The 13,172-nt window shown below is 71.5% G+C and carries 17 protein-coding genes; 14 read left to right on the top strand and 3 right to left on the bottom strand.

The features are described from left to right. Nucleotide 1 precedes the first annotated feature (1 nt). The 9 genes from IE260_RS30045 to IE260_RS30005 are packed head-to-tail and all read left to right on the top strand — an operon-like array spanning nucleotide 2 to nucleotide 7,555. Nucleotides 2–805: an aspartate dehydrogenase domain-containing protein gene (locus IE260_RS30045; protein ID WP_189877540.1), complete on the top strand. Its 804-nt coding sequence runs from the start codon at nucleotides 2–4 to the stop codon at nucleotides 803–805. Further along, entirely contained in the window at nucleotides 802–1,608 is an 807-nt protein-coding gene (locus IE260_RS30040) for an alpha/beta fold hydrolase (protein ID WP_189877537.1), read from the top strand. Before IE260_RS30045 ends, IE260_RS30040 begins: the two co-directional genes overlap by 4 nt. Before the next feature lie 6 nt (nucleotides 1,609–1,614). Beyond that, nucleotides 1,615–2,136 carry a cupin domain-containing protein gene (locus tag IE260_RS30035; RefSeq protein ID WP_189877535.1) on the top strand — a complete coding sequence of 174 codons (522 nt, stop codon included), beginning with the start codon at nucleotides 1,615–1,617 and terminating at the stop codon, nucleotides 2,134–2,136. Continuing rightward, nucleotides 2,129–2,872 (top strand): SDR family oxidoreductase, encoded by a 744-nt coding sequence (locus tag IE260_RS30030; protein ID WP_268254950.1) that lies wholly within the window; start codon nucleotides 2,129–2,131, stop codon nucleotides 2,870–2,872. Before IE260_RS30035 ends, IE260_RS30030 begins: the two co-directional genes overlap by 8 nt. A gap of 18 nt (nucleotides 2,873–2,890) precedes the next feature. Continuing rightward, complete coding sequence (locus IE260_RS30025) at nucleotides 2,891–3,676, top strand: SDR family oxidoreductase (protein ID WP_189877533.1); 786 nt, start codon at nucleotides 2,891–2,893, stop codon at nucleotides 3,674–3,676. 9 nt (nucleotides 3,677–3,685) lie between these two features. Next, the gene (locus IE260_RS30020; RefSeq protein ID WP_189877532.1) at nucleotides 3,686–5,311 is read left to right on the top strand and encodes a thiamine pyrophosphate-binding protein; all 1,626 of its coding nucleotides are present in this window, start codon (nucleotides 3,686–3,688) and stop codon (nucleotides 5,309–5,311) included. 12 nt (nucleotides 5,312–5,323) lie between these two features. Next, nucleotides 5,324–6,271 (top strand): PDR/VanB family oxidoreductase, encoded by a 948-nt coding sequence (locus tag IE260_RS30015; RefSeq protein ID WP_189877530.1) that lies wholly within the window; start codon nucleotides 5,324–5,326, stop codon nucleotides 6,269–6,271. Nucleotides 6,272–6,300: 29 nt separating this feature from the next. Further along, nucleotides 6,301–6,525 carry a recombinase-like helix-turn-helix domain-containing protein gene (locus tag IE260_RS30010; RefSeq protein WP_189877528.1) on the top strand — a complete coding sequence of 75 codons (225 nt, stop codon included), beginning with the start codon at nucleotides 6,301–6,303 and terminating at the stop codon, nucleotides 6,523–6,525. Nucleotide 6,526: 1 nt separating this feature from the next. Continuing rightward, complete coding sequence (locus tag IE260_RS30005) at nucleotides 6,527–7,555, top strand: Rieske 2Fe-2S domain-containing protein (protein WP_189877526.1); 1,029 nt, start codon at nucleotides 6,527–6,529, stop codon at nucleotides 7,553–7,555. A gap of 31 nt (nucleotides 7,556–7,586) precedes the next feature. Here IE260_RS30005 and IE260_RS30000 read toward each other — a convergent pair whose 3' ends face one another. Further along, nucleotides 7,587–8,111, bottom strand: a complete 525-nt coding sequence (locus IE260_RS30000) for a MarR family winged helix-turn-helix transcriptional regulator (RefSeq protein WP_189877523.1) — start codon at nucleotides 8,109–8,111, stop codon at nucleotides 7,587–7,589. Between the two features lie 165 nt (nucleotides 8,112–8,276). Continuing rightward, nucleotides 8,277–8,909 (bottom strand): hypothetical protein, encoded by a 633-nt coding sequence (locus IE260_RS29995; protein WP_189877521.1) that lies wholly within the window; start codon nucleotides 8,907–8,909, stop codon nucleotides 8,277–8,279. 337 nt (nucleotides 8,910–9,246) lie between these two features. On the opposite strand from IE260_RS29995, the gene IE260_RS29990 reads away from it, so the two are divergent. The 5 genes from IE260_RS29990 to IE260_RS29975 all read left to right on the top strand — a co-directional run bounded on the left by IE260_RS29990 (nucleotide 9,247) and on the right by IE260_RS29975 (nucleotide 11,882). Beyond that, nucleotides 9,247–9,585 (top strand): STAS domain-containing protein, encoded by a 339-nt coding sequence (locus IE260_RS29990; protein WP_189877519.1) that lies wholly within the window; start codon nucleotides 9,247–9,249, stop codon nucleotides 9,583–9,585. Nucleotides 9,586–9,645: 60 nt separating this feature from the next. After that, nucleotides 9,646–10,653 carry a cation diffusion facilitator family transporter gene (locus IE260_RS29985; protein ID WP_189877518.1) on the top strand — a complete coding sequence of 336 codons (1,008 nt, stop codon included), beginning with the start codon at nucleotides 9,646–9,648 and terminating at the stop codon, nucleotides 10,651–10,653. A 149-nt stretch (nucleotides 10,654–10,802) separates the two neighbouring features. Continuing rightward, nucleotides 10,803–10,880 (top strand): 50S ribosomal protein bL37, encoded by a 78-nt coding sequence (locus IE260_RS43430; RefSeq protein ID WP_465270565.1) that lies wholly within the window; start codon nucleotides 10,803–10,805, stop codon nucleotides 10,878–10,880. 121 nt (nucleotides 10,881–11,001) lie between these two features. Further along, entirely contained in the window at nucleotides 11,002–11,466 is a 465-nt protein-coding gene (locus IE260_RS29980; RefSeq protein ID WP_189877516.1) for a helix-turn-helix transcriptional regulator, read from the top strand. Between the two features lie 5 nt (nucleotides 11,467–11,471). Further along, the gene (locus IE260_RS29975) at nucleotides 11,472–11,882 is read left to right on the top strand and encodes a VOC family protein (RefSeq protein ID WP_189877514.1); all 411 of its coding nucleotides are present in this window, start codon (nucleotides 11,472–11,474) and stop codon (nucleotides 11,880–11,882) included. A gap of 167 nt (nucleotides 11,883–12,049) precedes the next feature. Here IE260_RS29975 and IE260_RS29970 read toward each other — a convergent pair whose 3' ends face one another. Further along, the gene (locus IE260_RS29970) at nucleotides 12,050–13,159 is read right to left on the bottom strand and encodes an AI-2E family transporter (RefSeq protein ID WP_189877512.1); all 1,110 of its coding nucleotides are present in this window, start codon (nucleotides 13,157–13,159) and stop codon (nucleotides 12,050–12,052) included. Between the last annotated feature and the right edge of the window lie 13 nt (nucleotides 13,160–13,172).

The raw sequence follows: 13,172 nt of genomic DNA, 5'->3' as shown, positions 1-13,172 counted from the left end.
CATGAGCACCACCGGGACACTGAAGGTCGGCCTGGTCGGCTGGGGTGCGATCGGCCGCGTCGTCGGGACGGCCCTCGCCGCCGGCGAGGTGCCGGGCGCCGTCCTGACCTGCGTCGTCGACAACCGCCCGCTGGGCGGGGCCGCCCCCGCCGAACAGGTCCCCTTCGACACCGCGATCGAACGCTGCGACCTGATCGTGGAGGCCGCCGGGCAGGGGGTGGTCCGGGAGTGGGGCGAGCGGATCCTCGCCGCCGGTACCGATCTCCTGGTCGCCTCCACCGGCGCCCTCACCGACGAGGACCTCGCCAAGCGCCTCCTGGAGGCCGGGCCGGGCCGGGTCCGTTTCACCTCGGGCGCGGTCGGCGGCCTCGACCTGCTCCAGGCCGTGCGCGCCCTCGGCCCGCTCGACGAGGTCCTGCTGACCACCACCAAGCTGCCCACGACCCTCGAACAGCCCTGGATGGACAAGGAATTGATCGGGCGACTGCGTTCCGCCACCGAGCCCGTGGAGGTGCTTGCGGGCACCGCACGGGACGTGCCCGTGAAGTTCCCCAGGTCGACGAACGTGGCCGCCTCGGTCGCGCTGGCCGTCGGCGACCTCGACGCGGTCCAGGTCCGAGTCGTCGCCGACCCGCACGCGGTCCGCACCCGGCACGTCATCGAGGCGGCCGGCCCGCACGGCTCCTACCGCTTCGAGGTGGCCCACACCCCGGACGCGGACAACCCCGCCACCAGCGGCGTCGTCCCCTACGCGGTCCTGCGTTCCCTCGGGGCGATCGCCGGACGACCGGGACAGATCCTGTGACCACCGCCGCGAAGACATACGTGGAGGAGGCGGGCACCGACGGGCCGCTGCTGCTGTGCCTGCACGGCATCGGCTCCTCGTCGGCCTCCTTCGCACCGCAACTGGCCACGCTCTCCGACCGGTTCCGCGTCGCCGCCTGGGACGCCCCTGGATACGGCAGGTCGCCGGATCCCGACGGGCCACTGCACCTCGACGGGTTCGCCGACGCCGCGGCCGAGGTGATCCTGGCCCGCGGTGGATCGGCACACGTGCTGGGCGTCTCCTGGGGCGGCGTGATCGCCCTGCGGCTCGCCGTGCGCCACCCGCGGCTCGTCCGCTCCCTGGTCGTCGCCGACTCCAGCCCCGGATCGGGCACGGACCCCGAGAAGGCCGCGGCCATGCGGGCCCGCGTACCGGAACTGGCAAGCCTCGGGCCACGGGCGTTCGCCGAGCGGCGCGGGCCGCGCCTGGTGTCCGCCGACGCCTCTGCCGAGCTCGTGCGCCGTGTCGTCGACACCATGGCCGCCGCGGTGCGCCTGCCCGGCTACGCCCACGCCGCCGAGTCGATGGCCTCCGCCGACCTGCGACCCGATCTGGCGCACATCACCGCCCCGGCCCTCGTGCTGTGCGGCGACAAGGACCAGGTCACCGGACCGGACGCCGCCCAGGCCCTGGCCGGTGGCCTGCACAAAGCGGCCTACGTGATCGTCAAGGACGCCGGTCACCTGGCCAACCAGGAGCAACCCGAGCGCTTCAACGCCTGGGTCCTCTCCCACCTGCACATCGCCACCAACCCCAACACCGACCACCACACGAAGGGCTGACACACCATGCCTCTGAGCACCACCGAGTACGACAACGCCGGCGACCTCGCCAAGTACACCGACTCCCTGATCGCGACCCGCGACTCCCGCGAACCCGACTGGGGCACGCTCTCCTTCCAGGAGAAGGCCGGACCGCAGTACCGGCGCGCACAGATCCGCTACGTCGGCTCCGGCGCCACCGGCAACCACGAGAACGACCAGCGGATCATCCCCTCCGGCGGATTCACGTTCTCCAACATGCTGCTGCCCCCGGGCGCCGAGGGCCCGGCCCACACCCACCACGACGTGGAGGAGGCCTTCTTCGTCCTGGAGGGCCAGGTCCGGGTGGGCATCCACCGGGGCCCCGACGAGGTCGAGTACCGCACGCTCGGCTACCGCGACATGATCGTCGTGCCCGCCGGCGTCACCCGCTCGCTGAAGAACGAAGGGGACACCGACGCGCTGTTCTGCGTGATCATCGGCACGCAGAAGCCGCAGGTGCCGACCTACCCCGAGTACTCGCCGCTGTACGGCGTCACCCGTGACTGACACGGGGACCACGGTCGTCGTGACCGGGGCGGGCCGTGGCCTGGGGGAGGCCATGGCCCGCCGGGCCGGCGCCGACGGCCACCGGGTCGTGGTCGCCGAACTGAACCGGGAGTCGGGCGAGCGCACCGCCGCCGCCGTCCGCGCGGCCGGCGGCGAGGCGCACTACGTGCACTGCGACGTGGCCGACCCGGCGTCGGTCGCCCGCCTCGCCGACGCCGTGCGGGAGCACGGCCCCGTCTGGGGACTGGTCAACAACGCGGCCCTCGCCAACGGCGTGGGCGGCAAGGAGTTCCAGGACATCGACATCGACGTCTGGGACCGCCTGATGTCCGTCAACGTGCGCGGCCCGTGGCTGGTGGCCAAGGCACTCCACCCGCTGCTCGCCCGCCCCGGACGCATCGTCAACATCGCCTCCGACGCCGCCCTGTACGGCTCCCCCCGCCTCGCCCACTACATCACCTCCAAGGGCGCGGTCATCGCACTGACCCGCGGCATGGCCCGCGAACTCGGCCCCCACGGCATCACCGTCAACGCCGTCGCCCCCGGCCTCACCGAGTGCGAGGCCACCGAGGCCGTTCCCGCCGGACGTCACGCGCTCTACGCGGCCAACCGCGCGATATCCCGCCCCCAGCAGCCCGACGACCTCGTCGGCCTCGTCTCCTTCCTGCTCAGCGAGGAATCCCGCTACCTCACCGGACAGGTGATCGCCGTCAACGGCGGCTTCACCATGCACTAGAACCGACTGGAGAACCCCATGGATCTCGGTCTCGCCGACCGGACCGTCCTGGTCACCGGCGGCAGCTCGGGCGTCGGCCTGGCCACGGTCCGCGCACTGCTGGACGAAGGCGCCAACGTCGCCACCTGCGGCCGCGACGCCGCCCGCCTCGCCGAGGCCGCTGCCGGACTGGACGGCGGCGACCGGCTGCTGACCGCCGTCTGCGACGTCCGCGACGCGGAGGCCGTACGCGGCTTCGCCGAGCGGACCGCCGACCGGTTCGGCCGCATCGACGGCCTGGTCAACAACGCCGGCCAGTCCCGGATGAAGCGACTGGACGACACCAGCACCGAGGACTGGCGCGATGAACTGGAACTCAAGTTCGCCGGCGTGCTCAACCCCCTCCGAGCCGCCCGCGCACACCTGCGGGCCTCGGACGCGGCGAGCGTCGTCAACGTCAACGCCGTACTCGCCAAGCAACCCGAACCCCGCCTCATCACGACGAGCGCGGCCCGCGCCGGCATCCTCAACCTTTCCAAGTCCCTCGCGGCCGAGCTGGCCGCGGAAGACATCCGGGTCAACTCCGTCTGCCTGGGCCTGATCGACACCGGACAGTGGACCCGTCGCCACGCGGCCGCCGACTCCGGTCTCGGCTACGAGGAGTGGCAGGCACGGCTCGCCGCCGACCGGGGCGTCGCCCTCGGCCGGCTCGGCCGGGCCGACGAGGTGGCCTACGCGATCGTGACCCTGCTGTCGCCGCGCGCCTCGTACATCACCGGAACCGCCATCGACGTCTGCGGCGGGGTCGGCCGCGGCATCCTCTGAGAGGCACCCATGACGTACCGCAACGGAGGCGACCTCCTCGTCGCTGTCCTGAAGGAACTCGGCATCGACACGGTCTTCGGCATCGTGTCCGTGCACAACCTGCCCCTCGTGGAGGCCGTCGACCGCGAACTGCGCTTCGTGCCGGTGCGGCACGAGGCCACCGCCGTCAACGCCGCCGACGGCTACGGCAGAGCCCGGGGCGCCCTCGGCTGTGCCCTGACCTCCACCGGAACCGGCGCGGGCAACGCCGCCGGCTCGCTGGTCGAAGCGCTCGCCTCGGGCACCTCGGTCCTGCACGTCACCGGGCAGATCGAGAGCCGCTTCCTGGGCGGCGCACGCGGCTTCATCCACGAGACCAAGGACCAGCTGGGCATGCTCACCGCGGTCTCCAAGTACGCCGCGACCGTGCCGGACACCGCGAGCGCGGGGCGCCTGCTCCGCGAGGCCGCCACCACGGCCCTCGCCGCGCCCGGCGGCCCGGCCAGCCTGGAGTGGCCGATCGACCTCCAGTACGCGGCCCAGCAGGACGGGAACGCAGCCGCCCCGGCCGCCGGGACCCCGGACCCGGACCCCGCAGAACTCGCCGCCGCACGCGAACTGCTGGCCGCCGCCCGCCGCCCGCTGATCTGGGCCGGCGGCGGCGCGAACCGGGCCCGCCGCGAACTGCTCGACCTGCTCCGGGCGTCCGGCGCGGGACTGCTCACCTCGAACTCCGGCCGCGGCTCGGTCCCCGAGGACCATCCCCAGGTCATCGGCAACTTCGCCACCACGCCCGCGGCCCGAGCCCTCCTCGCCGACGCCGACGTGCTGGTCACCGTCGGCACCCACTTCCGCTCCAACGAGACGGCCGACTACGCACTGCGACTCCCCGAGGCACACATCCAGATCGACCTCGACGCCGCCGCCCTGGGCCGGGTCCACCCGGCCCGGCACGCCCTGCACGCAGACGCCGCGCGCGTCCTGCCGGAGCTGACTGCGTCGGCCGTACCCGCCGACGCGGACTGGACCGCCCGCGCCCGTGCCGTCCGCGACGAGGTGCGGGCCGCCCTGCGCGACGCCATCGGGCCGCAGGCCGCGATCTGCGACGCGCTCGCCGCAGCCCTGCCGCCCGGCTCGGTCGTCGCCCGCGACGTGACGATCCCTTCCTCCACGTGGGGAAACCGGCTGCTGCCCATGCACGACCCGCGCGCCAACGTCTTCCCGCGCGGCGGCGGCATCGGCCAGGGACTCGGCATGGGCCTCGGGGCCGCGCTCGCCCGCCCCGAGGCGCCCACCGTGGTCATCGCCGGGGACGGCGGTCTCGCGGTCCACCTCGGCGAACTGCTCACTCTCGCCCAGGAGCGGCCCCGGCTGCTGCTGCTCGTCTTCAACGACGGGGGCTACGGAGTCCTGCGCAACACACAGGACCGGTACAGCGACCGCCGCTCCGGTGTCGACCTCTTCACCCCCGACTTCGAGGGCCTCGCCGCCGCCTGCCGCCTGCCGTACGCGCGTATCGCCGCCGAGACCGACGCCGAGCCGGTCATCGGCCGGGCACTCGCCGCCGAGGGACCGGTCATCGTCGAGGTGGACCTGGCCTCGCTCGGTCCGATGAAGACCCCGTTCACCCCACCCGTCAAGATCCCCACCGCGTAGGGAGGCCCCACGATGAGCGTCAACGACGAGCAGGAGCGCGAACTCCTCGTACGCCGCATGACGTGGGAGGCGGACGGTGTGCTGTCCGTCGAACTCGTCGACCCGGCCGGCAAGCCCCTGCCGGCCTGGACCCCGGGCGCCCACCTCGACCTGCACGTGGGCGGCCTCGTCCGCCAGTACTCGCTGTGCGGCGATCCGGCCGACGGCACCTCGTACCGGATCGCCGTCCTCGACGAGCCCGCCTCGCGCGGCGGTTCCCGCCACGTGCACACCAAGCTGCGCCCGGGCCAGCGGGTGCGGACGGCGGGCCCCCGCAACCACTTCGCACTCGAACCGGCCGGGTCCTACGTCTTCGTCGCCGGCGGCATCGGCATCACGCCGATCCTCGCCATGGTCCGCCAGGCCGAACGCGACGGCATCCCGTACCGCCTCGTGCACGGCGGGCGCACCCGCGCCTCCATGGCGTTCGGCTGCGAACTGGCCCGGCTGACCGGGGGCGAGATCACGATCGTCCCCCAGGACGAACAGGGCCACATCGACCTCGCGGATGCCCTCTCCGGCCTCCCCGCGGACGCGCTGGTGTACGCCTGCGGCCCCGAGCCGCTGCTCTGCGCCCTGCAGCAGGCCTGCCCGGAGGGCCGGCTGCGGCTGGAGCGGTTCGCCGCCCCGGCGGTGGAACGACCCGGCGACGACACCGCCTTCGAGGTGGAGTGCCGAAGGTCGGGCGTGACGGTCGCCGTCGGCGCCGGCACCTCCGTCCTGGACGCGGTCGAGGCGGCCGGCGTGCCCGTCACCTCCTCGTGCCGCGACGGCATCTGCGGCACCTGCGAGACCCGCGTCCTCGCCGGCACCCCCGAACATCGCGACTTCCTGCTCTCCGAAGCCGAACAGGCTACGAACGAGACGATGATGATCTGCGTCTCGCGCTGCGCCTCCGACCGGCTCGTCCTCGACCTCTAGACCACCGCCGCCCCATGGAGGAGGCCCTGATGACCACCACCTGGCCGTATCTCGACCGGCACCAGTCCCGCACCCACGAACCCACCCCGTACGAACGGAAACTCGCGCGCACCCTCGAAGAGATCTTCACCGAGGACGGTCACGACCTCGCCGCCGTGGTCGGCGGACTCAACGCCCGCCAGGTGCGCACCCCCGACGGCACGCCCTGGACCGAGGAAACCTTCCGCGCCGAGATGCACCGTCTGGGAGCCTGACATGACCCTCACCACCGACGTCACCGCCGACCACATCTACGCCCACGGCCTGCGCAATCAGTGGCACCCCGTCGTCCCCTCGCACTTCGTCGAGCCGGGCGGCATGCGCAAGGTCACCGCCCTCGGCGAGGACTGGCTGCTGTTCCGCAGGTCCGACGGCACCCTGTCCCTGCTCGCCGACCGCTGCCCGCACCGTGGGGCGCCGCTCTCCCTCGGCAAACACCTCGGCGATCGCGTGGCCTGCTGGTACCACGGCGTCGAGGTGCAGGGCGACGGCACCGTCTCCTCCGTGCCCGGCCTGCCCGGCTGCAACCTGGAGGGCAAGAAGCTGGTGACCTCCCTGCCCGTGCGCGAGGTGGCCGGCGCGATCCTCGCCTACTTCGGCGACGAACAGCACCCCGAGCCGGCCGCACTCACCCTGCCGGAGCCGCTGACGAACCCGGACATCGCGTCCTTCCTCTGCTACGCCGAGTGGGACGTGCCGTGGCGCTTCGCCATGGAGAACCTCCTCGACCCGATGCACGGCGCCTTCCTGCACCACGACTCCCACACGATGTACGACGGCGACACACAGGCCAAGTTCCGCATCCGGGAGACCGACCGCGGCTACTTCTTCGAGAAGACCGACCAGCGCGGCGTCAACTTCGACTGGGTGGAGCTGTGCCGCACCGGCGTCGACTGGGTCGACCTGTCCATCCCGTACCCGCCGTCCGCGGGACCCGGCGGCGCCTTCGGCATCGTCGGCATGGCCTGCCCGGTCGACGCCGGACGCACGGGCGTCTTCTTCTGGCGCTACCGGCAGGTGACCGGCTGGCAGCGGGACACCTGGCGGTTCCTGTACCGGACGCTCATCGAGGAACGCCACTGGGAGGTCCTGGAGCAGGACCGGGTGATGCTGGAGGCCATGCCCGCGGACGCCGACCGGTTCGAGAACCTCTACCAGCACGACCTGGGCGTGGTCCGCCTGCGCCGTCTGTTCCGGCAAGAGGCCGAGGCCCAGGCCGTGACGCCGGACGGGCGCGACGGCTGACGGGGAGCCGTGGCCGCCGGCGGCCTCGTGCCTACGATGTCGCCGAGCCGACGATGGAGCGCTCCAGCTTGGACAGCAGACGGGCCAGCTGCCGTCGTTCCGCCGGCGACAGGTCCGCGAGCATCCGGCGCTCGTTCTCCAGGTGCTCGGCGAACACCTCGTCCACCTTGGCGAGTCCGGCCTCGGTGAGCCGCGAGTAGACGACGCGGCGATCCTCCGGGTCACGTTCACGCACGATCAGACCGTCCTTCTCCAGCCGGTCGATGCGCAGGGTCACCCCGGCGGAGGAGATGAGGCCGGAGTCGGCGAGTTGCCCGGCTGTCAGCCGGTAGGGCTCGCCGGCCCGGCGCAGGGCGGTGAGGACGTCGAAGCCGGCCACGGCCAGGCCGTGCCGCTCGATGGCCGCCGCCAGTTCGGTGTTGTAGCGCAGGAAGGTGCGGTGCAGCCGTGCCAGGACCTCCAGGGGAGAGGTGTCCAGCTCGGGCCGCTCCCGCGCCCAGTCCTCGATGATCACCGCGACGGCGTCCTTCTGGGCCGTGGCCTTCTTCCCCGCCATGTTCCGCGCCTCCCCGAGTCACCTGCTGATGCGGACCTGCGAAGAAATCTTAGCCCTGAAATATGTGCGCCTACGCGGTGAGGAGATGCTGCCGTGGCCACCCGGCGGGTGCGGCAGCACGTCCTCGACGACCGCGTCGTGCCTCACATGACGACCGGGGCGCCGTCAGGCGGGCTGGTCCTGCTTCTCCTGCGCAGTGGCACCCGACTTCGGGGTGACCGCCGTGTAGAACACCGACGAGCCCTGCTTGGAGCGCTGTGCCTGCTCCTTGGCCACCAGGCTCTCCAGCGTGTTGCGTACGACGGTGGTCTTGATGTCGCGCTCGGGGTGCTGCCGGCCCAGGGCGGTGGCGATCTCGGCCGCGGAGCGCGGTTCGCTCTGCTCGGCCAGGTGAGCGCGGACGGTGTCGACGAGTGTGGGCTGCGCCGCCTTGTCTGTGGTCGCCCTGGCGGACGCCTCCTTGGCGGGACTCTTCTTCGCGGCCGGCTTGCGGCTGGGCGCGGACGCCTTCTTGGCGCGGGCCTGCTTGCCCGTACCCGCCTTGGACTCCTCCTTCTTGCGCGGCGCCGGCACCGGCGGGACGGGGGCGGACTCCGCCGGAGCCGGGGCGAGACCGAGGGCCTGCTGGAGATTGACCAGGACGGTGTGGTCCTGCTGCAGAGCGGACAACTGCTGCTGCAACGCGGCGATCTCCGCGCCGATGCGCTCCTGCTCCTTGGTGTTGCGCTCGAGGTCGTCCGCGACCTGAGCGGTGTAGTGCGAGGTCAGACCGGGTGTCGTAGCGGTGGTTTCAGCCATGTTCTTGAGAACCCTCCCTGTTGCTTGCGCAGACCGCGGGCGGCGAGTCTGCACGCTTGCAGGACCAAATGCCTCTGCTCTGTGGCCTGGTGCCTCATGCCCGGCACCGGTTACTGCTGCACAGCAGTGCTGCAGTGATACTACGAAAACGGGGTGTGCGGTGTCGTTTTCACCACGTTCGAGAACAGTTCCTCATGTCTTGGGGATGTCACACACCACGCCCGCCCCGGCCACGCCGGCACCCACAGGCCGACAGAGCTCTCCCTGCCGGGACGCAGCCCGCGGTTCCCACTGAGAGAATGGAGAGGTACGTCCAGGGCTCGCCGAGGAGGTCGCCATGACTCATGAGCGTTCCACCGGGTCCCCGGCCGGGGCGGTGAGACTCATCGAGGCGGACGAGCAGCACGCCGTCCTGGCCTTCTCGGGCGTCCTGGACGAGCACGTGCTGCGCGATCTCGAAGAACGGCTCCTCGACCAGCGCCTGCGGCAGGCCGGCAGCTGGCTGCTGGAGATGAGCGACCTGCAGCAACTGGACCTGGCCAGTGCCTACGCGCTCCTTCGTGCCATGGCGAGCGTGCCGAAGCCGCCCGCCGTCACCATCCGCGGCGCCCGCCGCCCGATCCAGCGGACGCTTCGGCACGTGGGTATCGACGCACTGGCCGCCATCGTCACATAGCCGCGGCACAGCGGACGCACCCGCGCACCTCACGCACAGAAGGGGGCATACTGTGTCCGCATGGACAGACAGGGTGAACCGGGGCAGGGGTCGAACCGGCGGTCCCGTACGGTTCTGAACCCCCGGGTCGGGTCCTCGGAAGGTCCCGGAGCCGGCGGGTCGACCTTCACCGTGATCGTGGCGGCCGCCGCCAACTTCGGTGTCGCACTCGCCAAGGCCGTGGCCGGCATCATCAGCGGCTCCAGTGCCATGCTGGCCGAAGCAGGGCACTCGGTGGCCGACACCGTCACCGAGGTACTCCTGCTCACCGCCCTCAGGCGCAGCAAGAAGCCCGCGGACGACGAACACCCTCTGGGACACGGCCCCGAGCGCTACATCTGGGCACTGCTCGCGTCCGTCGCCACCTTCGTGGGCGGCGGCGTCTTCGCCCTGTACGACGGCATCCACGCCCTGACGCACGGGGAGAGCCCGAGCGACCCCCTGATCTCCTACATCGTGCTCGCCGCGGCCTTCCTGATGGAGGGCTGGTCGCTGCGTACCGGTCTCAAGCAGGCCACCGGGAGGGCGGAACACTTCCGGGTCCCCATCCTGCGCTATCTCCAGCACACGCCCGACACGGCCGTCAAAGCGGTCGTCATGGAGGACGCGGCGGCCCTCACCGGTCTGGTCCTGGCGGCGCTGGGGCTGCTCGGCGGACAGCTCACCGGATCCGGCGTGTGGGACGGCGTCGCCTCGATCCTGATCGGGCTGCTGCTCGTCGTCGTGGCGTGGGTCCTCGGCCGCTCCAACACGGAACTTCTCATCGGCCGCGCCCTGCCGGCGCCGGTACGGGAGGCCGTGAGCCGCGAACTGACGGCGGTCCGGCACATCGAGAACGTCCTGGAGCTGACGACACTGATTCAGGGTCCGGGGGAGATCCTCATCGCCGCCAAGGTCGACTTCTGTGACGTCTCCACGGCCCGCCAGATCGAATGGGCCTGCGAGGAGGCGGACACCCGCCTACGGGCCCTGATCCCGGCCGTCAAGCGCGTCTACCTGGACCCGACACCTTCCCGGGGCAGCGACTGAGAGGTCCGTGTCCTTCGGCTTTCGGGCAGCAACGCCCGCGCCCGTGCACGAGTCGCGGTGTCCGGACCCGCGTGGAACGATGACGGTTGAAACACACGAAGGCACCCGGTCGAAGCGGCCTGGCGGTGCACGGCATCTGTGAGGTTCCCATGTCCTCGAAGCGACGTCGGAAGAAGAAGTCCCGCCGCAACCACCCGGCGAACCACGGCAAAAGACCCCAGTCCTGAATCACCGGACAGGTGACCGGAACGGTCACGAATGGAGAAGTGCCCGTCACCGAGCCGGAACTAGCCTGATCGCACGACGGTCGACCAGGCACCGGCCGGCATCGACGAAAGGGCTTCTCCCATGTGTCACCCCTCGCGCATACGCGCGCTCGCCATGGCTCAGCACCTGGGCGACCTCGCCCGGCTGCGCCGCGTCCGCGACCGGATCGACCGCGAGTACACGCAGCCGCTGAACGTCGAGGCGCTCGCCCGTGGCGCGAACATGTCGGCCGGGCACCTCAGCCGCCGCTTCCGGCTCGCCTACGGCGAGTCGCCCTACGCCTACCTGATGACGCGGCGCATCGAACGTGCGATGGCGCTGCTGCGCCGCGGCGACCTCAGTGTCACCGAGGTGTGTTTCGCGGTCGGCTGCTCATCGCTGGGTACTTTCAGCACGCGGTTCACCGAGTTGGTCGGCGTCCCGCCCGGTGTCTATCGGCGCCGGGCGGCGGGTGCGACGGCGGGGATGCCGCCGTGCGTGGTGAAACAGGTGAACAGGCCGATCAGGAATCGAGAAGCGCGCGACAGGCAGCCGCAGCTAGCGTGACCGCCATGGACATCACCATTCACTCGAGCTTCCTCCCGCACGACGACCCGGAGGCATCCCTGGCCTTCTACCGCGACGCCCTCGGCTTCGAGGTCCGCAGCGACGTGGGAAGCGGCACCATGCGCTGGATCACGGTCGGCCCCGCCGACCAGCCCGACACCTCGATCCTCCTGGCGCCACCGGCCGCCGACCCCGGTATCACCGAGGACGAGCGCCGCACCATCGCCGAGATGATGGCCAAGGGCACCTACGGCTGGATCCTGCTGGCCACCAAGGACCTCGACGCCACCTTCGAACGGCTGCAGGCCGGCGACGCCGAGGTCGTGCAGGAGCCGACCGAGCAGCCCTACGGCGTTCGCGACTGCGCCTTCCGCGATCCCGCGGGCAACCTGGTCCGCATCCAGCAGCTGCGCTGATCCGCCCGGCGGCCGCGGCGTCACTGACGGCCGGGGCGAGGCCGATCCCAGGTGCGCCCTCGTCCCGGCCGTGGGCGCTGCGCCGCCTGCCGGCCGGTCCTCGCGAACCGGGCGTTCCGACGACCGACCCTCGGCTTCGCGGTCTTCCGGGGCGCGGTCTGGTCGAGTCAGGAAGCCGCGCCGACGTTCGGCGCCGCGTTCTCCGGCTCCTCCGGAGGGTCGCTGAGCTGCTCGCGCACGTAGTTCCAGACCACCGAGAGCAGCGCGGTGACCGGTACGGCGAGCAGGCTCCCCACGATGCCGGCCAGGCTCCCGCCCAACGTCACCGCCAGCAGGACCACCGCCGCGTGCAGGCCGAGGCCACGACTCTGGATGATGGGCTGGAACACGTTGCCCTCCAGTTGCTGCACCACGACGATGATCGCCAGCACGATCAGAGCATCCGTCGGGCCGTTCGACACCAGCGCGATGAGAACCGCGACGAAGCCGGCGAACAGGGCCCCGACGATGGGTACGAACGCGGACACGAAGGTCAGCACAGCCAGCGGGAGCACGAGGGGCACCCCCAGGATCCACAGGCCGAGGCCGATGAAGAAGGCGTCGATCAGGCCGACAAGAGCCTGGGAGCGTACGAAGGAGCCCAGGGTTTCCCAACTGCGCGCGGCGACGGTCGGGACGTCGGTGGCGAGTCGGCCGGGCAGTTGACGCGTGAGCCACGGAAGGAACCGCGGTCCGTCCTTCAGGAAGAAGAACATCAGGAACACCGCCAGCACCGCGGTGATCAAGCCGCTGACCACGGTGCTCAACCCCGTGGCCACGGTGGAGACCATGCTGCCGACACTGTCCTGCACGCGGGCCATCGCGGAGTCGACGGCACCGGTGATCTCGTCGACGCCGATGTTCAGCGGCGGTCCCGCGGCCCACTCGCGCAGCTTCTGGATGCCCTCGACGACGCCGTCGGTCAGCTCACCGGACTGCGAGGCCACAGGCACCGCGATCAGGGCCGCGATGCCCGTGGCGACCAGGAGGAACAGCACCGTCACCGTCGACGCGGCCAAGGCCGGACGCCACCCGTGCCGCCGCAGAAAGCGGGTCACGGGCCACGTCAGCGTGGTGAGCAACAGGCCCACTATCAGGGGCCATACGATCGACCACATCCGGCCGAGGATCCACAGGGCGACCGCGAGCATCGCGAGAACCAGCAGCGACTCGGCCGAGACGCGCGCGGTCGTGCGAAGGGCGGCGCGGGTTCTCGCGGGACTCAACGTGGGAGACATGAGGCCACCCTAT

This window comes from Streptomyces viridiviolaceus, from assembly GCF_014650995.1.
GTDB classification, from domain to species: Bacteria; Actinomycetota; Actinomycetes; order Streptomycetales; family Streptomycetaceae; genus Streptomyces; species Streptomyces viridiviolaceus.
Note: the sequence above shows the minus strand (reverse complement) of the source record. Positions and strands in the feature narration are given on the sequence as shown.